At 58.8% G+C, this 21,597-nt stretch carries 22 protein-coding genes; 16 read left to right on the top strand and 6 right to left on the bottom strand.

Annotated elements, in window-relative coordinates; translation table 11 throughout:
- Positions 1-68: 68 nt before the first annotated feature.
- The gene (gene ettA, locus HLUCCO03_RS03250) at positions 69-1,730 is read right to left on the bottom strand and encodes an energy-dependent translational throttle protein EttA (protein WP_027830988.1); all 1,662 of its coding nucleotides are present in this window, start codon (positions 1,728-1,730) and stop codon (positions 69-71) included.
- Positions 1,731-2,095: 365 nt separating this feature from the next.
- Between ettA and glyA the strand changes: the two genes are divergently transcribed.
- The 8 genes from glyA (at position 2,096) to HLUCCO03_RS03210 (ending at position 8,725) form a co-directional block, all read left to right on the top strand.
- Positions 2,096-3,352: a serine hydroxymethyltransferase gene (glyA, locus tag HLUCCO03_RS03245; protein WP_027830989.1), complete on the top strand. Its 1,257-nt coding sequence runs from the start codon at positions 2,096-2,098 to the stop codon at positions 3,350-3,352.
- Positions 3,353-3,417: 65 nt separating this feature from the next.
- Positions 3,418-3,936 carry a transcriptional regulator NrdR gene (gene nrdR / locus HLUCCO03_RS03240; protein WP_027830990.1) on the top strand — a complete coding sequence of 173 codons (519 nt, stop codon included), beginning with the start codon at positions 3,418-3,420 and terminating at the stop codon, positions 3,934-3,936.
- Positions 3,933-5,048, top strand: a complete 1,116-nt coding sequence (ribD, locus tag HLUCCO03_RS03235; protein WP_027830991.1) for a bifunctional diaminohydroxyphosphoribosylaminopyrimidine deaminase/5-amino-6-(5-phosphoribosylamino)uracil reductase RibD — start codon at positions 3,933-3,935, stop codon at positions 5,046-5,048. The genes nrdR and ribD overlap by 4 nt, the downstream gene beginning before the upstream one ends.
- Before the next feature lie 69 nt (positions 5,049-5,117).
- Positions 5,118-6,233 carry a bifunctional 3,4-dihydroxy-2-butanone-4-phosphate synthase/GTP cyclohydrolase II gene (ribBA, locus tag HLUCCO03_RS03230; RefSeq protein ID WP_027830992.1) on the top strand — a complete coding sequence of 372 codons (1,116 nt, stop codon included), beginning with the start codon at positions 5,118-5,120 and terminating at the stop codon, positions 6,231-6,233.
- A gap of 55 nt (positions 6,234-6,288) precedes the next feature.
- Positions 6,289-6,765: a 6,7-dimethyl-8-ribityllumazine synthase gene (ribE, locus tag HLUCCO03_RS03225; protein ID WP_027830993.1), complete on the top strand. Its 477-nt coding sequence runs from the start codon at positions 6,289-6,291 to the stop codon at positions 6,763-6,765.
- On the top strand, positions 6,765-7,241 hold the full coding sequence (gene nusB, locus HLUCCO03_RS03220) for a transcription antitermination factor NusB (RefSeq protein WP_027830994.1): 477 nt from the start codon (positions 6,765-6,767) through the stop codon (positions 7,239-7,241). Before ribE ends, nusB begins: the two co-directional genes overlap by 1 nt.
- A gap of 3 nt (positions 7,242-7,244) precedes the next feature.
- Positions 7,245-8,201, top strand: coding sequence for a thiamine-phosphate kinase (gene thiL, locus HLUCCO03_RS03215; protein WP_027830995.1), 957 nt, complete (start codon positions 7,245-7,247; stop codon positions 8,199-8,201).
- Positions 8,198-8,725: a phosphatidylglycerophosphatase A gene (locus tag HLUCCO03_RS03210; protein ID WP_027830996.1), complete on the top strand. Its 528-nt coding sequence runs from the start codon at positions 8,198-8,200 to the stop codon at positions 8,723-8,725. Before thiL ends, HLUCCO03_RS03210 begins: the two co-directional genes overlap by 4 nt.
- Before the next feature lie 31 nt (positions 8,726-8,756).
- Here HLUCCO03_RS03210 and HLUCCO03_RS03205 read toward each other — a convergent pair whose 3' ends face one another.
- A complete protein-coding gene (locus tag HLUCCO03_RS03205) occupies positions 8,757-8,960 on the bottom strand; it encodes a DUF6316 family protein (RefSeq protein WP_027830997.1) in 204 nt (67 codons plus the stop codon).
- A 367-nt stretch (positions 8,961-9,327) separates the two neighbouring features.
- Between HLUCCO03_RS03205 and HLUCCO03_RS03200 the strand changes: the two genes are divergently transcribed.
- Entirely contained in the window at positions 9,328-9,906 is a 579-nt protein-coding gene (locus HLUCCO03_RS03200; RefSeq protein WP_292016607.1) for a DUF2057 family protein, read from the top strand.
- 50 nt (positions 9,907-9,956) lie between these two features.
- Here the strand turns inward: HLUCCO03_RS03200 and HLUCCO03_RS03195 are convergent, their stop codons facing one another.
- Both HLUCCO03_RS03195 and HLUCCO03_RS03190 read right to left on the bottom strand, forming a co-directional pair.
- Entirely contained in the window at positions 9,957-11,489 is a 1,533-nt protein-coding gene (locus HLUCCO03_RS03195) for a wax ester/triacylglycerol synthase family O-acyltransferase (protein ID WP_027830999.1), read from the bottom strand.
- Positions 11,490-11,610: 121 nt separating this feature from the next.
- Positions 11,611-12,522 (bottom strand): LysR substrate-binding domain-containing protein, encoded by a 912-nt coding sequence (locus HLUCCO03_RS03190; RefSeq protein ID WP_027831000.1) that lies wholly within the window; start codon positions 12,520-12,522, stop codon positions 11,611-11,613.
- Positions 12,523-12,790: 268 nt separating this feature from the next.
- Here HLUCCO03_RS03190 and HLUCCO03_RS03185 point away from each other — a divergent pair, with 268 nt between their 5' ends.
- The gene (locus HLUCCO03_RS03185; protein ID WP_027831001.1) at positions 12,791-13,777 is read left to right on the top strand and encodes a glutathione S-transferase family protein; all 987 of its coding nucleotides are present in this window, start codon (positions 12,791-12,793) and stop codon (positions 13,775-13,777) included.
- A gap of 113 nt (positions 13,778-13,890) precedes the next feature.
- Here HLUCCO03_RS03185 and ispB read toward each other — a convergent pair whose 3' ends face one another.
- Positions 13,891-14,859: an octaprenyl diphosphate synthase gene (ispB, locus tag HLUCCO03_RS03180; protein WP_027831002.1), complete on the bottom strand. Its 969-nt coding sequence runs from the start codon at positions 14,857-14,859 to the stop codon at positions 13,891-13,893.
- Between the two features lie 229 nt (positions 14,860-15,088).
- Between ispB and rplU the strand changes: the two genes are divergently transcribed.
- From rplU to proB, 4 genes are all read left to right on the top strand, one after another.
- Positions 15,089-15,400 (top strand): 50S ribosomal protein L21, encoded by a 312-nt coding sequence (gene rplU / locus HLUCCO03_RS03175; protein WP_027831003.1) that lies wholly within the window; start codon positions 15,089-15,091, stop codon positions 15,398-15,400.
- Between the two features lie 36 nt (positions 15,401-15,436).
- Positions 15,437-15,697, top strand: a complete 261-nt coding sequence (rpmA, locus tag HLUCCO03_RS03170) for a 50S ribosomal protein L27 (protein ID WP_027831004.1) — start codon at positions 15,437-15,439, stop codon at positions 15,695-15,697.
- Between the two features lie 137 nt (positions 15,698-15,834).
- A complete protein-coding gene (cgtA, locus tag HLUCCO03_RS03165) occupies positions 15,835-17,028 on the top strand; it encodes an Obg family GTPase CgtA (RefSeq protein ID WP_027831005.1) in 1,194 nt (397 codons plus the stop codon).
- A gap of 36 nt (positions 17,029-17,064) precedes the next feature.
- On the top strand, positions 17,065-18,189 hold the full coding sequence (gene proB / locus HLUCCO03_RS03160; protein ID WP_027831006.1) for a glutamate 5-kinase: 1,125 nt from the start codon (positions 17,065-17,067) through the stop codon (positions 18,187-18,189).
- A 222-nt stretch (positions 18,190-18,411) separates the two neighbouring features.
- On the opposite strand, the gene rpsT is transcribed toward proB, so the two are convergent.
- Positions 18,412-18,681: a 30S ribosomal protein S20 gene (gene rpsT / locus HLUCCO03_RS03155; RefSeq protein WP_027831007.1), complete on the bottom strand. Its 270-nt coding sequence runs from the start codon at positions 18,679-18,681 to the stop codon at positions 18,412-18,414.
- Between the two features lie 285 nt (positions 18,682-18,966).
- Between rpsT and murJ the strand changes: the two genes are divergently transcribed.
- Complete coding sequence (gene murJ, locus HLUCCO03_RS03150; protein WP_081813497.1) at positions 18,967-20,547, top strand: murein biosynthesis integral membrane protein MurJ; 1,581 nt, start codon at positions 18,967-18,969, stop codon at positions 20,545-20,547.
- Between the two features lie 65 nt (positions 20,548-20,612).
- Positions 20,613-21,578: a bifunctional riboflavin kinase/FAD synthetase gene (gene ribF, locus HLUCCO03_RS03145; protein ID WP_027831009.1), complete on the top strand. Its 966-nt coding sequence runs from the start codon at positions 20,613-20,615 to the stop codon at positions 21,576-21,578.
- Positions 21,579-21,597: the final 19 nt, after the last annotated feature.

Raw genomic sequence — 21,597 nt, 5'->3', positions numbered from 1 at the left:
GGATGCATCCGGGTTCGAGAAAGAGGTAGGTCGGATTAGGCCGTCAGGCCGTAATCCGACACCACACGTCAGGCCAATTTTTTATATTTCATCCGCTGCGGCACCATCGCCGAATCGCCCTTGCGCTTCTTGTGGTCCTCATCGTACTCGCTGAAGTTACCCTCGAAGTACACCACCTCGCCGTCATCCTCGAACGCCAGGATATGGGTGGCCACCCGGTCCAGGAACCAGCGGTCGTGGGAGATAACAAGGGCGGAGCCGGGGAAGTTCAGCAAGGCTTCTTCCAGGGCGCGGAGAGTTTCCACGTCCAGGTCGTTGGTAGGTTCGTCCAGCAGCAGCACGTTGCCGCCTTCTTTCAACAGCTTCGCAAGGTGCAGGCGGTTGCGTTCACCACCGGACAGGTCCGCCACGCGCTTCTGTTGATCAGAACCCTTGAAGTTGAACCGGCCCACGTAAGCCCGTGACGGGGTTTCGTAGTTGCCGATCTTGATGATGTCGTTACCGTCGCTGAGCTCCTCCCAGACGGTGTTGTCGCCGTTGAGGTCCCGCATCTGGTCCACGTAGGCGAGTTTTACCGTCTCACCAACCGTTATGGAGCCGGTATCGGGCTTGTCATAACCCGCAATCATGCGGAAGAGGGTGGATTTGCCGGCGCCGTTGCCGCCGATAATGCCCACGATGGCGCCGGGGGGAACGCTGAAGGTCACATCCTCATACAGCATCCGGTCATCGAAGGATTTGCTGATGCCGTCCACCTCGATCACCTTGTCACCCAGACGTGGTCCGGGCGGGATGTAAAGCTCGTTGGTTTCGTTGCGCTTCTGGAACTCCTGGGAGCTCATCTCCTCAAAGCGGGCCAGGCGGGCCTTGCTCTTGGATTGACGCCCCTTGGCGTTGCTGCGCACCCACTCCAGCTCGTGCTTGATGCTCTTCTGGCGGGAAGCCTCCTGCTTGGCTTCCACCTCAAGGCGCTTTTCCTTGTTTTCCAGCCACTGACTGTAATTGCCTTCGAAAGGAATGCCCTGGCCCCGGTCAAGTTCCAGAATCCAGCCGGCGACGTTATCCAGGAAGTAACGGTCGTGGGTAATGGCAACCACGGTGCCTGTATAGTCGTGGAGGAAGCGTTCCAGCCAGGCGACGGATTCCGCATCCAGGTGGTTGGTGGGCTCGTCCAGCAGCAGCATGTCCGGGCTGGAAAGCAGCAGGCGGCACAGGGCAACGCGGCGGCGTTCACCACCGGACAGGTTCTTGACCGGTGCGTCCCAGGCCGGCAGACGCAGGGCATCGGCGGCGACTTCCATCTTGCGCTCAATATCGTGGCCATCGCTGGCCTGAATAAAGGCTTCCAGCTCCCCCTGCTTCTTGGCGAGAGCGTCGAAGTCAGCATCCGGCTCCGCATAGTCGGCATAGACCTGGTCCAGCTGCGCCAGTGCATCGTGAATGCCGGAGACCGACTCATCGACAATTTCCTTGACGGTCTTGCTGTCATCCAGCTCCGGCTCCTGGGGCAGGTAGCCTACGTTGATGCCGGGCTGTGGGCGCGCTTCGCCAATGTAATCCTGATCTATACCGGCCATAATACGTAGCAACGTGGACTTACCGGCGCCGTTCAGGCCCAGTACGCCAATCTTGGCGCCCGGAAAAAAGCTCAGGGAAATGTCTTTTAGAATTTCGCGCTTGGGAGGAACCACCTTGCCCACGCGGTTCATGGTGTAGACGTATTGGGCCATGTTGTCAGAATCCTCTTGCGAATTAAGAGATTGGGTCAATGAAGGTGTCAGGCTGAGGCCATCGGGCAGGGCGATCCGGGATCGTCAAAATCATGGATGATTTTGTCGAGCGTACAGGGACGTATTTACAGCGTATCCCGGATCGCCCTGCCCGATGGCCGGTACTCCACAGTACAGTAGCCGCAACCAATGAATATTGACCGAGTAAGGTATCGAAACCTGTCAGGGATAGCAATTGAGCCAAAAGCCGGTCCGGCCGCGTGTCGGTATCTGCGGACGGCATAAAAGATGATTTTTCACCCATTTGTAAGATAGAATAGCGGCCCATTTTTTCGGGCAGCTAAGCACACAGGGGCAGCGCATCCATGTTTAATCGTGATATGAAAATCGCCGGCTTTGACGACGAGCTCTGGAACGCCATGCAGGCGGAAGAGAAGCGCCAGGAGGCTCACATCGAGCTGATTGCGTCTGAGAACTATACCAGCCCACGGGTGATGGAAGCCCAGGGTAGCGTGCTGACCAACAAGTATGCGGAAGGCTATCCCGGCAAGCGCTACTATGGCGGCTGTGAGTTTGTGGATATCGCCGAAGACCTGGCCATTAACCGTGCCAAGGAGCTTTTCGGTGCAGCCTATGCCAACGTCCAGCCCCACTCGGGCTCCCAGGCCAACTCCGCCGTATTCATGGCGTTGCTCAAGCCGGGCGATACCGTTCTGGGCATGAGCCTGGCCCATGGCGGCCACCTGACCCACGGTGCCAGCGTCAACTTCTCCGGCAAGATCTACAACGCCGTTCAGTATGGCCTGAACCCGGACACCGGCCTGATCGATTACGATGAAGTGGAAAGCCTTGCTCTCGAGCACAAGCCGAAGATGATCATTGCCGGCTTCTCCGCGTATTCCCAGGCGCTGGACTTTGCCCGTTTCCGTGAGATTGCCGACAAGGTGGGTGCCTACCTGTTCGTGGACATGGCTCATGTGGCTGGCCTGGTGGCTGCCGGTGTCTATCCGGACCCGATTCCCCACGCCCATGTAGTCGCGACCACTACCCACAAGACCCTGCGTGGCCCCCGTGGTGGCCTGATCCTGGCGTGCGACGACGCAGACTTGCAGAAAAAACTGAACTCCGCTGTTTTCCCCGGTGGCCAGGGCGGCCCGCTGATGCACGTGATCGCGGCCAAGGCGATTTGCTTCAAGGAGGCCATGAGCGATGAATTCAAGGTGTACCAGAAGCAGGTCATCAAAAACGCCAAAGCCATGGCCGAGGTGTTTGTTTCCCGCGGCTTCGATGTGATTTCCGGTGGCACCGAGAACCACCTGTTCCTGGTCAGTCTGATCAAGCAGGACATTACCGGTAAGGATGCGGACGCTGCTCTTGGCCGCGCCCACATCACCGTGAACAAGAACGCGGTTCCCAACGATCCACGCTCGCCGTTTGTGACCTCAGGCCTGCGGATCGGTACTCCGGCGGTAACCACCCGTGGTTTTGGGGAGTCCGAGTGCCGCGATCTGGCAGGATGGATGTGTGACATCCTCGATAACCTGGAAGACGAAGCCGTCAATGGCCGGGTCCGTGAACAGGTTGCGAGCCTGTGTGAGCGCTTCCCGGTCTATGCCGGCTAAACAGCCTGATTGCGCCGTCGGGCGCCCTTCGGGGCCCGCCCCGACGGTTTGCAGGAGCTTGAGTTATGCATTGTCCTTTCTGTGGTGAAGCGGATACCAAGGTAATCGACTCGCGGCTGGTGGCCGAGGGTGATCAGGTGCGCCGCCGCAGGGAGTGCCTGTCGTGTCGTGAGCGCTTTACCACCTTTGAATCTGCTGAATTGGTGATGCCCCGTGTCGTCAAGCAGGACGGCACGCGCCAGCCGTTTGACGAGGAGAAGCTGAGGGCTGGCCTGATGAAAGCCCTGGAGAAGCGCCCAGTCAGCATTGAGGAAATCGAGGCGGCACTTAATCGCATCCGGTTCCGGTTGCGGGCCACCGGGGAGCGGGAAGTGAAGTCCATGCAGCTCGGTGAAGAAGTAATGACGGAACTGCGTCAGCTGGACAAGGTTGCCTATGTGCGTTTCGCTTCGGTTTACCGCAGTTTCCAGGATGTGAATGAATTCAAGGAAGAGATCGAGCGGCTCTCCGCGACCTCTGGTGATGACCCGGTGGATGTGGCCAAGGTTCTGGCGGACAATCATTCCTCCAAAGGACAGGCATGATCGACGCTCAGGACATGGCTTTTATGGCCAGGGCGGTACAGCTTGCCTGGCGCGGCCGTTATTCGACCCATCCCAATCCCCGCGTGGGTTGCGTTATTGCCAGTGGCAGCAAGGTGCTTGGCGAGGGCTGGCATGAACGCGCCGGCGAAGCCCACGCCGAGATCCGCGCATTAAGCCAGGCTGGCCCCGCCGCCCGTGGCGCCACAGCCTATGTGACGCTGGAACCCTGCAGCCATTTCGGGCGCACACCACCCTGTGCCAAGGCATTGATTGAAGCCGGTGTTGCGCATGTTTTTGCTGCCACCAAGGATCCCAATCCGTCGGTCTCCGGCCGTGGTCTGGATATGCTGCGGGAGGCAGGCGTCCGGGTGACCGAAGGCCTGCTGGCGGAAGAGGCGGTGCGGCTGAATCCCGGCTTCATGAAGCGGATGAATGTCGGCCGCCCCTATGTCCGGCTGAAAATGGCCGCCAGCCTGGATGGCAGAACCGCCATGGCTTCCGGCGAGAGCCAGTGGATAACCGGTGCAGATGCCCGCCGTGACGTGCAGCGGCTCCGGGCCATCAGCGATGCCATTCTGACCGGGGTGGGTACGGTGCTGGCGGACAACCCGTCCCTGACGGTGCGCCGGGGAGAGCTCGGTAATATTGGCGATGCCACGGAACCGTCTCGCCAGCCGCTGCGGGTAATAGCAGACCGGGATGCACGCACGCCTCCCGGTGCCACCATCCTGCAGGGGGGCAATGTTCAGATTTACTGTGCCTCCCCGACACTGGCAACAGCGCAGGCCCAGGATCTCGCTGCGCTGGGCGTGGGCCTGACCGGTGTTGCCTGGAAAGACAATGGCATTGATGTCTGCGAGCTGCTGGATTCCCTGGGTGAGCTGGGCATTAACGAGTTGCTGGTGGAAGCCGGCCCGACGCTGGCCGGAACCTTTATTCATGAGCGCCTGGTGGATGAGCTCTGGCTTTATCAGGCGCCGGTGTTCCTTGGCAGTACCGGCCGGCCAACGGCCAACCTGCCACTGGAATCCATGGCGGACAAGGTACAATGGAAAGTGCTGGATCGCCGTCAACTGGGTGAGGATCAGAGGCTGATCCTGGCACCAGCGTAACGGATGTTAAATTCATGGTGGGCCGGAGCCGCTAAACGGACGGCCTGACCAAAAGGGTGCAAAAACGGTATGGCACTGAACAGCATTGAAGACATTATTGAAGATATCCGTCAGGGCAAGATGGTCATCCTGATGGATGATGAAGACCGGGAGAACGAAGGCGACCTGGTGATGGCCGCAGAGCACTGCACGCCGGAAGCCATCAACTTCATGGCCCGCTTTGGCCGTGGCCTGATCTGTATGCCCATGACCCGGCAGCGGTGTGAGCAGCTTGGCCTGCCGCTGATGGTTCAGCAGAATGCGTCCGGCTTTGGCACCAAGTTCACATTGTCGATTGAGGCAACGGAGGGAGTCACCACCGGTATATCGGCAGCCGACCGCGCCCGCACTGTCCAGGCCGCGGTTGCCCGTGATGCCAAGGCGTCGGATCTGGTTCAGCCCGGGCATATTTTCCCGCTGATGTCGGACCCGGGTGGCGTTCTCAGCCGTGCCGGCCATACCGAGGCGTCCTGCGATCTGGCGGCCCTTGCGGGCTGTGAGCCTGCCGGTGTGATCTGTGAAATCATGAATGACGACGGTTCCATGGCTCGCCGTGAAGACCTGGAGAAGTTCGCCGAGGTTCATGACCTCAAAATTGGCACCATTGCCGACCTGATTCACTATCGCACCCTCAACGAGCGGACCATCGAATGTGTGGAGCAGTACGACCTGGACACCGAATACGGCGTGTTCAATCTTCGCACCTATCGTGACAACATCCAGGGTTCAACGCACCTGGCCATGGTGATGGGAGAGATCTCCGAAGACGATCCGGTGCTGGTGCGGGTGCACATTACAGATACCCTGCGGGATCTGCTCGGCGCCCGCCGTGCGGATTCCCGTAGCTGGCCGCTCCACCATGCCCTGGAAAAGGTTGCCAGCGAACAACGTGGCGTGGTGGTTCTGCTGAACAGCGCGGAAGACAGCTACAATCTTGAAGATCGCATCCACGAATTTTTCGAGCAGGACAAGAAATCCGCGGGCAAGGGTAGCTCTGGTGTTTACTTCACTGTTGGCACCGGTTCCCAGATACTGCGGGATCTGGGTGTCGGAAAAATGCGGCTGCTGAGCCCGCCCATAAAATTCTCCGCAATTTCCGGCTTTGAGCTGGAAGTTGTGGAGTACGTGCCCTATACCCCCGAATGACGAACCCCGGCAGTGCCACGCCGAGAGTGTGGGGCTGCCAATGAAGGAGCCATGCATGGCAGATATCAAAGTAATTGAAGGTGATTTTACTCACTGCAGCGGGAAATACGCGCTGGTGGTAGGCCGTTTCAACGGTTTCGTGGTGGAAAGTCTGGTGGAAGGTGCTGTTGATACCTTGCGCCGCCATGGCATTGCAGACGCGGATATAACCATTGTGCGAGTCCCGGGTGCCTACGAAATGCCGCTGGCGGTCAAGCGTGTGGCCGAAACCGGCAACCACGATGCCATTATCGCGCTGGGTGCGGTTATCCGTGGTGGTACGCCTCACTTCGAGTATGTCGCCGGTGAAGCGTCCAGCGGCCTGGGCGCCGTAAGCCTCGAGACCGATGTGCCGGTGACCTTTGGCGTGCTGACCGTTGATTCCATTGAGCAGGCGATCGAGCGCGCCGGCACCAAGGCTGGTAACAAAGGCGCCGAAGCGGCGATCACGGCCCTGGAAATGGTCAGCCTCTTCAAGAAGCTGGGTGAATGATGAGCGCACCGGAAGACAGCACTGCGCAACCGGCCCCGTCGGGTCAGCCCAAGGCCGGTGACAGGCGGAGGGCCCGCGCTCTGGCGATGCAGGGCCTGTATCAGCGTCACTTCAGCAAAAGCCCGATTACCGATATCGAGTCCGAGTTTATCGTCGACAACGACATGTCGAAGGTGGACATCGCCTATTTCCGCGATCTGCTTCGGGGAGTGCACCGGGAACAGGCGGAGCTGGACCGGTTGCTGGAACCTTTTCTCGACCGCCCCATCCATGAGGTGGATGCGATCGAGCTGGCTATCGTGCGGCTGGGCACCTACGAGCTCAAGTACCGGCTGGATGTTCCCTATAAAGTGGTGATTAACGAAGGGATCGAGATGGCCAAGAAGTTTGGCGGAACCGAAGGCCACAAGTTTGTTAACAGCCTGCTGGACAAACTCAGCCATCGTCTGCGCCTCGCCGAGACGCGCCCGCGCTGAGTGATGGGTGAGTTCGAACTGATCCGCCGTTATTTCTGCCCGCTTGCTGAAGCGGGAAGTTCCTCTGCGGTTCTGCTCGGCCCCGGTGACGACTGCGCAATTCAGCGGGTCGAACCCGGCCGGGATCTGGTGTTCTCTGTGGATACGCTCGTTGAAGGCGTTCACTTTCCCCGCCACTACGACCCGGAAAAGCTCGGCTGGCGAAGCCTCGCGGTTGCAGCGAGCGACCTGGCGGCCATGGGTGCAGACCCGGTGTGCTTCACCCTTGCTTTAACGCTTCCCGCTGCTGATCCACACTGGCTGCACGGCTATGCCCGCGGGCTTGCCAATGCTGCCAGAAGCTTTGGTCTGTCGCTGGCCGGCGGAGACACTACCCGTGGGCCATTGACGCTGAGCCTCCAGGTTCATGGTACGGTGCCCAGGGGGCTCGCCATTTGCCGTTCAGGTGCCCGGGTGGGGGATTATGTCTGTGTTTCCGGCACTCTGGGTGACGCGGGCGCTGCACTGAATTATCTGGATAGCGAAACCCCAGGGCCGGATGAGCAGTCGGTCCTGGACAGGTTCCATCACCCGACGCCCAGGCTGAGCCTGGGCGTCGGGCTACGAGGTCATGCCTCGGCGGCGGTGGATATATCCGATGGACTGGTGGCGGATCTGACTCATATTCTGGAAGCCTCCGGAGTGGCTGCCCGCATTGAGACCGCGCACCTGCCGTTGTCCGCGGCGCTGAAACGGATCGCGGGCGCCAACGCGGTCAGTCTCGCACTGAATGCCGGAGATGACTACGAGTTATGTATTACCATCAGCCCCGAAGCCTGGGTTGGGTTGCCGGAAGACATTCGTCGCCAGCTGACCATCATTGGCGAGGTAACATTCGGAGAGGGCCTTGTCATCGAGCGGGATGGTCATTCACAAGCCGTCGTGGCCGGTGGCTATGATCATTTCAGGACCGAGTCATGAGTAGCGACAATAACCTACAGGAACCGGACATCCCCGAGGCTCTGTTACCGCCGGGTTTTCTTCGGGATCCGGTTCATTTTCTGGCGTTCGGGCTAGGCAGTGGCGCGGCAGCCCGCGCACCGGGAACCTGGGGCAGCCTGGCAGCGATCCCGATATGGTTCTGCTTTTCCTGGCTGCCGCCCGTGGCCTATTGGGTTGTGGTGCTGGTGGCCTTCGCCGCCGGAATCTGGTTGTGTGGGAAAACCGCGGAAGACCTCAAGGTTCATGATCACGGTGGCATTGTCTGGGATGAGTTCGTGGGCATGTGGATTGCGCTCGCACTGATTCCGGATACCGTCTACGGAATTCTGATGGCATTTGCGCTGTTCAGGCTTTTTGACGTGGTAAAGCCCTGGCCGATCAGCTGGCTGGACAGGTACATGCCCGGAGGGCTCGGTATCATGGTGGATGACGTGGTGGCGGGGTTTATGGCGCTGGCATGCCTGTTCGCCATTGACCGGTGGTTGATGCCGGTCATTGTCTGAGCGCCTGTCAGATGCGGGTAACGAACCCTGTTCAGTGAACCTGTTGCTCTTCCGGCAGTAATCGCACAACGTGCAGGAAGCGCCTCAGGCCGGTTTCCGCGCGTTGCCGGGAAGCAAAGGGGCCACTGTCAAAACCCTCCCGAGTGGTGAAATACCATTTGCTTCCGACGCAGAAGAATCGACTGCTTCGGAACGGTGCGGGACCGTTTTCTCCGGACCGACGTTGGGTATCCATGTTGTCTCCTGAGCCCTTTATCGTTTTTTTAATACCGGGCAGTGGGATGATTTGTTCGCCGATTGTCTAAAATTAAATCAATTCCTGCCAAATTCAACATTTTTTTACATTTATCTGTTCGCCGAAGCCTCATTGACGTAATCGAAGTGTCATCCGATTGCTGTAAACCAGCGGTATGTCTTGCTCTTGACCCTGCCACTCTTCAAAATGCTTTTCAGTCACATGTGATCAGCCGCCGGGCGAAGCCGGCGAACAAGTACAAGGAATTGAGATGAGTATCTGTCACGTTTTGGGTTTTATCAAGAACGCACGCTTTCTTATGGCGATCGTCGCCGGATCAGTCATTATTTCCGGGTGCAGTTCCACCATGAGTAATATCAAAACCTGGGAGGGGGATGCTGACGCATCACAGACTGCGGTTCTGAAGGCTCCCAGTGAAATTGAGGTGCAGCAGGTCAACGGCCGCAAGCTTACCAATTTTCTGATGGAAGATCTGGCGCTGGATTATGAACTGCTGCCTGGCGAAAACCAGGTGGTCTTTACCTATAAAACCATTTGGGCAAAAAGCGGTGTAGTCCGCAACGGCGAATCCAAGGTCCATGTGGTAGAGACGGCGCCCCAGGCGGTGACCATTGATGCCCAGGCCGGCGAGACCTATCGTTTCAGCTTTGAACCCCCGACGAACAGGAGAGAAGCAGAGGCGTTTGCCGGAGATTTTGCGGCTGATATTGTGAACTCATCCAGCGACATGGTTGCCAGTTCCGGTGCCTGGGATGGCCGCTCCGCTGAGCGCGGCAGGACTGCTACGGCGCCTGTTGGCACCGGCGATACCGATGCCGGCGGTGAGAACGACGCCGACGGCGGCACTCTTGGCGAACTCAAGGCGTTGTGGGGAGAAGCCAGTGAAGAAGAGCAGCGTGCTTTTCTGCGCTGGGCGTTCGAGTAGGTCTTGTCGGGGCAGTCACGATGCTGCCCCTTTTACTTTCCTGATGCCCTTTACTGGCGAAAACGCTGGAGAATTTTTCTTAGTCCGCCTTCCATCAGGGTTAGCGCTTCGTCTGTCAGCGTTTTATGGCTGTTCATGTGATACTCCGGTCCCGCTCCCTCCGGTTTCAGGGTGGCCGCCGCAGACTCAATGGCGGTCAGGCTGTCCTCAAGCAGGCCTGTGAGTGAGTCGCCGTCAGCGACCACATCCGGGCACAGCGTGAAATTCACGGTGAGGCGGCCCTGGTAACTGACCGCCACGATAACCAGCCCCAGGCTGTCAAACAGCGGCGCCGAGTTGAATTGCCGAACCAGTCTGGCGCCCTGCAGATAAAGCGGAACCTGCGGCCCCGGCACGTTGGTGATTGGCAGATTGAATACCGGCTGGTACCGCTGGGCGATCTGGAGTTCCGAATAAAGCCTTGCCGATAATGCCAGCATGGTGGAGGGCAGCAGTTCTGTCAGGCGGTCTGCCGCAATCGCTTCTCTGTAGGGCTCGGATTCCACTGCATTCCAGTGGATCTGATGAATCCGCCTGGCGGGATTCGGCTCATTGGTTGCCAGGTCCAGCAACATGGCCGACATCTGGTTACCGGTTGCCTTGCGCAGGCTGCTGGAGCGAACCGAGATGGGCGTCATGGCGACCAGGGAACGGTCGGTCGCCACATCGTGGTTGGCCAGATACCGGTGCAGGGTTTCCGCACAAAGGCCGAGTACCACATCATTTAACGTGACATCTCCCCCCAGTGTTGCCTTGATGGCTTTCAGTCGCGACAGGTCCAGGCTGGTGGATACAATCTGGCGATTGGCGGTGATCTGGCGATTGAACGGACTGTGGGGAGCAAAAAACAGCGGAAACGGGATAGGCAGTTTTCGCATCTGCCTGTGAATAAGCCCGCGGGCTGTCGCCTCGGCCGCATTGATTGCCAGGGATGTGACCTGCAGGGGTTTGCGCAGCAGGTTGGCTCCGGCCTGCAGCATCACCCGTTCTTCCGATGGTTCTGGCTGCGGGTGCCAGGGCCTGGGAGCTTCAATGGCACGTGCCTTCGGCGTGTATTCCAGTAACTTGCCAATGATTTCCTCGCCGCTGAAGGCATCAATAGCCGCATGGTGAAGCTTGACTATCAGCGCGAAACTCCTGCTGTCGGGGTCGTTGTCATCCAGCTGGAATCCGTCAACAAAAGTGATGTGCCAGAGAGGTCGATCTCGCTTCAGCGGTTCTTCCAGAATTCGTGAGGCCAGGCCCATCAGACTTCCCAGCTGGCCGTGATCGCCAAGATTCACATAGGCAAGATGGCGTTCGATACTGAAATCCGGGTCATCAATCCAGTAGGGGCGGCCGAGTCGCAGTGGGATTTCCTTGAGGCGCTGGCGAAACAGCGGCACAACGTGGAGACGGCTGCGCAGATAGGCTACGAAGGTGCTGTAGGCCAGAGGTTTATCCCGCTCCCGGGCATCGAAGAGGTAGATTCCACCAATGTGCATGGGGGCGGTTTCGGATTCCAGGTACAGGAATGAGGCATCCAGCTCCGACAGCTGCCGCATGGTTTGAGCTCCGTTCACAGGTTCTTGCGTGGGGGCAGTATAAACGAATGAGCGGCCAATCCGTTGGCTCTTTTGCCTGATACGTTCCAGTTCCGGGGCCAGAGGTTAAACGGGCCCGGGTTCAGGCCTCTAGCCAGGTGGCAATGGCGGGTGACTTGCCCAGTGTTTCCCAGAACCACATCAGAGCTTTGCCCTGATCTTCCGAATGCCTCGCCAGATGGAGCATGATGGGTTGTCTTGGTTCGTGAACCTCCATTTCAATCAGCGTCCCTTTGCCCAGTTGCTCGCGTATGCGGGCCTCCGGTAGCCAGCCCACGGCAAGCCCGGCCTGCTGGACGGCGATTTTCTGGTCAATGTTGGCCACGGTAATGGTTCTCTGGCGCCGGAATATACCTGCATGGCCTGGTGGCAGTGAGCGGGAGGTGTCGGCGGCAACGGCAGCGGGGTAGGGGGCAATATCCTCTTCTGTCAGGGGTTGTGTCGCTGTCGCAAGGGGGTGGTCGGGCGCTATGGCATAGACGAAGCGCATTTCTCCGAGCGGGTGTGTGGTGAACGCCCCGGCTGGTTTACTCATCTGGTCGGCTCCAACGATAAGGTCGATCCGGCGGCTTTGCAGGGCATCCCACGAGCCGGCAAACACCTCCTCCACCAGTTGCACTTCCACAGGCACGCCCAGTTCATAAAATTCCCTGACGGCCGGGAACAGGCATTGTGCCGGCAGCAGTGAGTTGAACCCGATTCGCAACCGGGTTTCCCAGCCCTGGGCCACCTGGCGGGTTGTGTGGGCCAGGTTTTCCGCGGCTTCCAGCAGTGTTCGGCCTTCTTCCAGGAGGTAGCGGCCGGCCGGTGTGAGGGCGGCGCGATGTCCGGTGCGGTCGAAGATGGCGACGTTGAGGTCTTCTTCGAGTTTCTGGACGGTGTAGCTGATGGCCGAGGGCACGCGAAAGAGTTCGTTGGCGGCGCCGGCGAAGCTGCCTTTGCGGTCGATGGCATCGAGGACTTTGAGGGCGTCGATGGTGATGGCTGTGTGCATGTTCGAATAATCTGATTGTGTTGGCCAGAATTGATTGTTTGAGAGCGTAGCAGGGTCGCCGGTATTCTTCCTTTAATTTCTTGCGATCCTTTTATGGGGGCGCGGGAATCGGGGCAAGCCTTTGCAAACACGCCGTTAACCCATCCATGGGGGCTCGGCATTGCCATCCCTGGCAATGCACGGTTTGCAAAGGCTTGCCCCAATTCCCTTGATCGGCAAAGTGCTGGCCGCCTCTTGAGATCGTCAAATGGTTTTTACTGGAGGGTTTATGGGGCTTCTCGTCGATGGCAAGTGGCACGACCAGTGGTACGACACTTCGAAGACCGGTGGCAAGTTTGAGCGTGAGGCTGCCCGTTTTCGCAATTGGGTGACGGCGGATGGATCGCCCGGGCCGGACGGGGAGGGTGGTTTTCCGGCGGAGTCGGGGCGGTATCACCTGTATGTGTCCATGGCTTGCCCGTGGGCCCATCGGACGTTGATTTTCCGGGTGCTCAAGGGGCTTGAGGAGCATATATCGGTGTCGGTGGTGCATCCGGACATGGTGGAGAACGGCTGGGAGTTCCGGCCTGATGATGCTGCGCACCGGGATGATGCCAATGGCATGCGCTATATGTACGAGGTGTATCTGAAGGCTGCGCCGGATTATTCCGGGCGGGTGACGGTGCCGACGCTGTGGGACACGAAGAAGCAGACCATTGTCAGTAATGAGTCGGCAGACATTATCCGGATGTTCAATTCGGCGTTCGATGAGCTGGACGGGGTTCGGGGCGATCTGGATTTCTATCCAGAAGAATTGCATGACGAGATTGCCGAGGTGAACGAGCGGGTGTATCACACGGTAAACAACGGTGTGTACAAGGCGGGGTTTGCCACGGCACAGGACAAGTACGAAGAGGCCTACGAGGCGCTGTTCGATTCGCTGGACTGGTTGGAGGAACGCCTGTCGGGGCGGCGTTATCTGGTTGGCAACCGGTTGACGGAAGCCGACTGGCGGCTGTTTACCACGCTGATTCGTTTCGATGCGGTCTACTACAGCCACTTCAAGTGTAATCGCCAGAGGATTTCCGATTTCCCGGCGCTTTCCGGGTATGTTAGGGATCTGTATCAGGTGCCCGGGGTGGCGGAGACGGTGGATATCGGGCAGATCAAGCGGCATTACTATGTAAGCCAGCGAACCATTAATCCGACGCAGATTGTGCCGGTGGGGCCGGCGCTGGACTTTGATGCGCCCCATGGGCGGGAAAATCTGGGGTGAGGCTTGTCGGATTACGGCTTCGCCTAATCCGACCTACGGTTTGCACGGAACTCTGAGAGCTCGCGCGTAGGTCGGATTAGCGAAGCGTAATCCGACAATGAAGAAGCACCCACCTAACTAACCCGTGCAACCGCAATTTCAGTCAACAACCCCAGCGCTTCCTTGTGATCTGACTCCGGAAGGGCTTTCAGGCACGCAGCCGCCAGGGCTGCCTGTTCCCTGGCCTTTGCCATGGTGTACTCCAGCGCACCGGAGCGATTGACGATCTGGAGGATCCGGGGCAGGTCATCCAGCCCACCTTTACGGATTGCCTGGCGAATCAGTTGCTTCTCGTCATCACTGCCTTCAACCATGGCGTAGATCAGTGGCAACGTGGTTTTGCCCTCGGCCAGATCATCACCGACATTCTTGCCCATGGCTTCGGCATCGCCGCGGTAGTCCAGCACGTCGTCCACAAGCTGGAATGCCAGCCCGAGGTGCTTGCCGTAGTCTTTCAGGGCATCCTCCCGGTCTTTGTCGGCCCCGGCCAGCAGCGCACCGGTATGGGAGGCCGCCTCGAACAGCATGGCGGTCTTGTTGTGGATGACCTGCATGTACTGAGCTTCGTCGAGATCCGGGTTCTTCACGTTCATCAACTGCATCACCTCACCCTCGGCAATGACTGCCGTGGCGTGTGAAAGCACATCCATGATCCGCAGGTCCTGGAGTTCCACCATCATCTCGAATGCGCGGGCGTAGAGGAAATCACCTACCAGCACACTGGGGGCATTGCCCCAGCGAGCGTTGGCAGTGCTGCGGCCCCGGCGCATGTCGGAGGTGTCCACCACATCGTCGTGCAGGAGTGTCGCGGTGTGAAGGAATTCGATGACTGCAGCGAGTTTGAGATGGTCATCCCGGTCATAGCCCAGTGCGCGGCTTGAAAGTAAAACCAGCAGTGGTCTCAGGCGCTTACCGCCGCTTTCAATAATGTACTGGGCAATTTTTTCCACCAGGGGAACGTCTGATGACAGCCGCTTGATGATCAGATCATTGACGCGGCTGAAGTCGTCCGCGACGGTGTCGTAAATGCGCTGGGCTGTCATGCGGCTGGTCCGATCCCTTGTCTGGTGTTTTCGTTTGTAAAATAGGCGGGTGCCGCAATGCTAGGTATTGCGGTGATCAGTGTCAACTTGGCTTGTAAAGCGGCAGCGGTTTTCGTACAATCACCGCCCAACTCATCCCAACCTGCGCTCCCTGCTATAGGGTTGCCGAAGCGCTTCCCTTAGAACCAGGTGGATAAGAGCAGGGATGGGTCAATCGCGGAGAACGTTAATGTACGCAGTTATTGTTAGCGGTGGTAAGCAGCACCGTGTAAAAGAAGGCGAAACTCTAAAGCTGGAAAAGCTGGAAGTGGAAACCGGCGGCAACGTCGAGTTTGATCGCGTTCTGCTGATCGCCGATGGTGACAAGGTTCAGGTTGGTGCGCCGGTTGTTGATGGTGCCAAAGTGACAGCGGAAGTGGTCAGCCACGGCCGTCACGACAAGATCCAGATCATCAAGTTCCGTCGTCGGAAGCATTCCATGAAGCGTCAGGGCCACCGTCAGTGGTTTACTGAAGTCAAGATCACGGGTATCCAGGGCTAAGACCCTCGAGTAACCCCTTAGATAAGGAGGCTTGTAATGGCTCATAAAAAGGCAGCAGGTAGTACCCGTAACGGTCGCGATTCCGAGTCGAAACGACTTGGTGTGAAGCGCTTCGGCGGTGAGACTGTATCTGCAGGCAGCATCATTGTTCGCCAGCGCGGCACCCGTTTCCACCCGGGCAGCAACGTTGGCCTCGGCAAGGACCACACCCTGTTTGCAACAGCAAATGGTCAGGTCAAGTTCGAAGTGAAAGGTCCTGATAATCGTAAGTTCGTGAGCATCGTTCCAGCTGCGTAAGCAGCGGCGATCTCGGGTTCTGTCGAACCTTGGGTGGCCCTGATATGATCTGATATCAGAGTCATCTGGAGCCCCGCAAAGCTTCCATGAGGCTGCGGGGCTTTTTAGTTTATGCGCAGTGCGCAAAGGGTTTATTGATGAAGTTCGTAGACGAAGCCACCATCATTGTAGAGGCGGGTAAGGGCGGCCATGGTTGCCTGAGCTTTCGCCGTGAAAAGTACGTGCCCAAGGGCGGCCCCGATGGTGGCGACGGCGGCGACGGCGGCTCTGTGTACCTGGAAGCCGACAGTGCTCTCAATACACTGATCGACTACCGGTTCCAGCGCAAGCACAAGGCCGAGAACGGCCAGCCCGGCTCCGGCCGTAACTGCACCGGTATCAAGGGTGAGGATCTGGTATTGCCAGTGCCTGTGGGTACCACGGTTGTGGACATGGACACTCACGAAGTGCTGGGTGATCTGACCCGTCCCGGTGAACGACTGAAAGTGGCCCAGGCCGGTTTTCACGGACTTGGCAACACCCGCTTCAAGTCCTCGGTTAACCGCGCTCCGCGCCAGACCACCAAGGGCTCCGAGGGGGAGCTTCGGAACCTGAGGCTGGAGCTGAAAGTGCTGGCGGATGTGGGGTTGCTGGGCATGCCCAATGCCGGCAAATCCACCTTCATCCGTTCGGTATCAGCGGCGAGGCCCAAAGTGGCGGACTACCCCTTCACCACCCTGGTGCCCAATCTTGGTGTTGTCAGCGTGCAGGCTCACCAGAGCTTCGTCATCGCCGACATTCCCGGCCTGATCGAAGGCGCGGCGGAAGGTGCTGGCCTGGGTATCCGCTTCCTGAAACACCTGGTTCGCACCCGGCTGCTACTGCATCTGGTGGACGTGGCGCCCTATGACGGGTCTTCGCCGGTTGAGAGCGTACGCGCCATCGAGCACGAACTGGAGAAATTCAGCGAAACCCTCGCCAGCCGCGAGCGTTGGCTGGTACTGAATAAAGTGGACATGGTGCCGGAAGAAGACCGGGAGGCTCACTGCCAGGCCATCATCGACGAACTCGGCTGGAAAGGTCCTGTGTTCAGCATCTCTGCCCTCAGCGGTGAAGGCACCAAGCCGCTCACGCAAGCGGTCATGCGCTGGATAGAAGACCAGGCGCAAGAAGAAGCTGAGAACCCCGAGTTTGCCGAACGGGAAGCTGCACGCCGCCGGAAAATGGACGAAGAAGCGCGAGCAAGAATCGAAGCCGAGCGCCAGATACGCCGCGAAGCCCGTCAGGATGACGATGACGACGACTTCGATGACGATGATTACGATGTAGAAGTGGTTTACGCTCCTGAATAGTGGAGTAGCGCCGGCTTATCCATGGACCGAGTTAGCATGAGCAAACGAATTCAGCTACGCCAGGCTCGCCGCCTGGTGGTTAAAATAGGAAGTGCGCTGCTTACCAATGATGGCAGGGGCCTCGATGTTGCCGCTCTGGGGTTGTGGGTTGACCAGATCGCAGAATTGGTCAGTGCCGGCGTTGAGGTGGTAATTGTGTCCTCAGGCTCTGTGGCCGAGGGCATGAGCCGTTTGGGCTGGACGGTTCGTCCAGAACAGCTTCATGAGTTGCAGGCCGCGGCGGCCGTTGGCCAGATGGGCCTGGTGCAGACGTGGGAGGCACAGTTCAAGCGCCATGATTTGCACACTGCCCAGATCCTGCTGACCCACGATGACCTTTCCGACCGCAAACGCTACCTCAATGCCCGCAGCACCCTGAGGGCATTGCTGGATTTCGGGGTGGTGCCCATCGTCAACGAAAACGACACCGTGGTCACCGACGAAATCCGCTTCGGCGACAACGACACCCTGGGGGCTCTGGTGGCCAACCTGATTGAGGCGGATGGTCTGATCATCCTTACCGACCAACTCGGCCTGTTCGACAAGGATCCCCGCAAGAATCCGGATGCCCAACTGGTGGACGAACGCCGCGCGAGCGATTCCGAACTCGACGCCATGGCCGGCGGCGGAGCCGGTGCTCTTGGCCGTGGCGGTATGCAGACCAAAGTCCGCGCCGCCCGCCTGGCCGCCCGTTCTGGCGCCTTCACGGTTATTGTCGGCGGCCGGATCGAAAAAGCCATCGCCCGCCTGCGGGAAGGCGATGTTATCGGTACCTTATTGCTGCCGGAGCAGGGCCGAATCGCCGCCCGCAAACAATGGCTGGCCAGCCACCTCCAGACCCGCGGCAAACTCACCCTCGACCAGGGCGCCGTCAACGTCCTCTGCCGGGGCGGCCGCAGCCTGCTACCGGTGGGCGTAAAAAGCATCTCCGGCCAGTTCCGCCGCGGCGAAATGGTTTCCTGTGTCGACGAAACCGGCAAAGAAATCGCCCGCGGGCTGGTCAACTACGATGCTGACGAAGCCCGAGCCATCGCCGGCCGCTCGAGTGACCGGATTACGGAAGTGTTGGGTTACATCTCGGACGAAGAAATGATCCACCGCGACAATATGGTGATTGTCTAGAGAGCAACTCTCAGCTCTGGAGGGAGCGCCGATCACCTACTCCGAAAACCGTGCATTGCCAGGGATGGCAATGCCGAGCCCCCAGGGATGGGTTCACGGCGTGTTTTCGGAGTAGGTGATCGGTGCTGCCTGTGCTCCGGAGAAGGAAGGCGAGTCAGTAAGTGGACATAAAAAAACCGGCCAACTTGGCCGGTTTCTTCATTCAAGTTCCGAAAAAGCGATTTACGCGCTCTTCAGAGCCTTGATGCGGGCACTCAGACGGCTCTTCTGGCGAGCAATCTTGTTCTTGGCGAACACGCCCTTGTTAACCATGCTGTCCATGATCGGCTGCGCCTGCAGGAAAGCAGCCTGGGCTTCTTCCGGCTTGCCAGCTTCAATGTTGGCCTGGACTTTCTTGATGTAAGTACGCGCCATGGAACGCAGGCTGGCATTATGCTTGCGATTCTTCTCGTTCTGACGTGCGCGCTTCTTGGCTTGTGGGGAATTTGCCACCGTATAACTCCTGAGATCTGTGAAATCCGAAATTCGTGTGAAACGATTCGTAAAAATCGTGGGCGCGCCAAAACACCAGCGCGTCGAAATAAATGACGCGGAACTATGCCGCCAACGTCCCAAAATGTCAAGACTGAAAGCTATTTCATCCCGGTATCCGCAAGGCCTGTGGTAAACTCGCCGCTCGTTACCGGAGAGCCTCCCGAAGCCCTAGGGAATTACCGAAACAGAGCATCGGTTCCCGGATAGTATCTACAGTGTACCGAACCATCGTCCAGGCCGCGAATGTCGTCCGAACCCGAGCAAAAAGAAGACATCAAAGCATTGCCGAAACCGCCAGGGCTGCTCAGGTCATCCGGGCTCGTCGGCATAATGACCATGCTGTCCCGCGTGCTCGGCCTGGTCCGGGATATGGTGATTGCCCGCTATTTCGGTGCCGGTGCCGGCGCCGACGCCTTCTTCGTGGCATTCAAGATTCCCAACTTTCTGCGTCGTCTGTTTGCGGAGGGGGCCTTTTCCCAGGCCTTCGTGCCAGTGCTTTCCTCCTACCGGGAGCAGGAATCCGTCACTGAGGTCAAGCGTCTGGTCGATGCGGTCGCAGGTTCCCTGGGGCTGGTGTTGCTGGGTGTGACCGCTGCCGCCATGTTGGGAGCGCCGCTGTTGACCGCTGTCTTTGCCCCGGGCTTCCTTGACGATGATGTCAAGTTTGGCCTTGCCAGTGACATGCTCCGCATTACCTTTCCATACCTGCTGCTGATATCACTGACGGCCTTCGCCGGCGGCATTCTCAACAGCTACGACCGCTTTGCCATACCGGCGTTTACACCGGTGTTGCTGAACCTGGCGATGATCGGGGCGGCGATCTTCCTGTCACCGTTGATGGAAACGCCGATCATAGCCCTGGCCTGGGGTGTTTTTATTGCCGGCGCGCTGCAATTGTTCTTCCAGATTCCCTTTCTGATGCAGCTGGGGCTGATGCCGCGGCCCAGGGTGGATTACAAACACGAAGGCGTCAGCCGCATCCTGAAGCTGATGGTGCCGGCGCTTTTCGGGGTGTCCGTGAGTCAGATCAACCTGCTGCTCGATACCGTACTGGCCTCGTTTCTTCAGACGGGCAGCGTCTCCTGGCTCTATTACTCGGACAGGCTGGCCGAATTGCCCCTGGGCGTGTTTGGTATTGCCATTGCTACTGTCATTCTGCCCAGTCTTTCCCGCAAACACGCGGCGGCCTCGGTGGACCAGTTTGCCGCCACGCTTGACTGGGCCGTGCGTGCGGTTCTTCTGATCGGACTGCCGGCGGCACTGGCACTGGCTTTGCTGGCGGAACCCCTGGTAGCAACCCTTTTCCATTATGGCGAGGTTACTGATCGCGACGTGACCATGGCAGCGCAGAGTCTGCGGGCCTATTCCGCGGGATTGCTGGCGTTCATGTTGATCAAGGTCCTTGCGCCGGGCTATTTTGCCCGTGAAGACACCAAAACACCGGTCAAGATCGGCATTATTGCGATGGTGGCCAATATGGTGTTTAACCTGGCACTGATCTTCCCTCTCGCCCACGCGGGGCTGGCACTGGCTACGTCTCTGTCGGCCTGGCTGAACACCGGCCTGTTGTGGCGGGGGCTGATAAAGGAAGGCGCCTGGAAATGGCAGCCGGGCTGGCCACGGTTCCTGGTCCAGATCGGGCTTGCCAACGGGGCGCTGGCGGGCGCGATCCTGTGGCTGCAGCCGCCCGTTGACCGGTGGCTCGGGGCCGGTGGTCTCCAGCGTGCCACGGATATGGGCATTCTCGTGGTCTCGGGCATTGCCGTGTATTTTGTCGTGTTGGCACTGGCCGGGGTGCGGGTAAGACATTTCCGCCACAGGTAGGTTATAATCGCGCGTTTTCTCACCAGTGAAACCATGCACCGCTGGCAAACAAGGGTTCGCTTTACATGCGTCTGATCCGGGGCCTGACCAACCTGAAACACTTTGCCCAGCAGGCCGACGGGCCGCTTGCGAAGGGGTGTGTTGCCACCATCGGGAATTTCGACGGTGTTCATCTGGGACATCAGACCATTATTGACCAGGTGCATGAAAAAGCGCTGGAACTGGGTGTGCCTTCCGTAGTGATGGTTTTTGAGCCCCAGCCCCGTGAGTTTTTCCAGGGCCGGGAGGCGCCGCCCCGGTTGACGGCGTTCCGGCAGAAATTCGAATCGTTGCTGGCCTCCGGCATTGATATTGTCCTTTGCCTGCGCTTTAACGAGCGATTTCGCAGCTACTCCGGCATGGGATTCATTGAAGATGTGCTGATAGACGGCCTTGGTGTTCGCCATCTGGTGGTGGGAGATGATTTCCGTTTCGGTTGCGACCGTGCCGGTGACTTCGCTCTGCTGCGGGAAGTGGGCGAGCAGCGTGGGTTCACCGTCGAAAATACCCGCACGGTGACCGTGGGCGGTGAGCGGGTCAGCAGCACCCGGATCCGCAACGTACTGGCCGAAAACCGGATTGAGGAAGCCGAAGCACTACTGGGGCATCCCTACCGTATCCGTGGACGGGTGGTTTACGGGCGTCAGCTCGGGCGGCAGATCGGCGCGCCCACGGCGAACGTGCTGTTACCGCATATGCCGGCACTGAAAGGGGTGTATGTGGTCAGTGCCACGCTGCAGGATGGCCGGATACTGGACGGTGTCGCCAATATAGGATTGCGCCCCACGGTGGATGGCAAGCAGCCGTCGCTGGAAGTGCACCTGTTTGACTTTGCTGGCACACTTTACGGCCAGCGACTTGATGTGGTCTTCCGCCACGCCCTGCGGGACGAGGTGAAATTCGACTCGGTGGAAGATCTTAAGAAACAGATTGCCCGTGATTTTGACGATGCCCGGGCGTGGATTGCAGATCATGGCTCCGCAGCCAACTGAAACTGACCGACATTTAACA

It is taken from the genome of Marinobacter sp. HL-58 (genome assembly GCF_001314605.1).
Taxonomy (GTDB): domain Bacteria; phylum Pseudomonadota; class Gammaproteobacteria; order Pseudomonadales; family Oleiphilaceae; genus Marinobacter.
The sequence above is the reverse complement of the archived record's forward strand: the minus strand, read 5'-3'. Positions and strand labels throughout refer to the sequence as shown.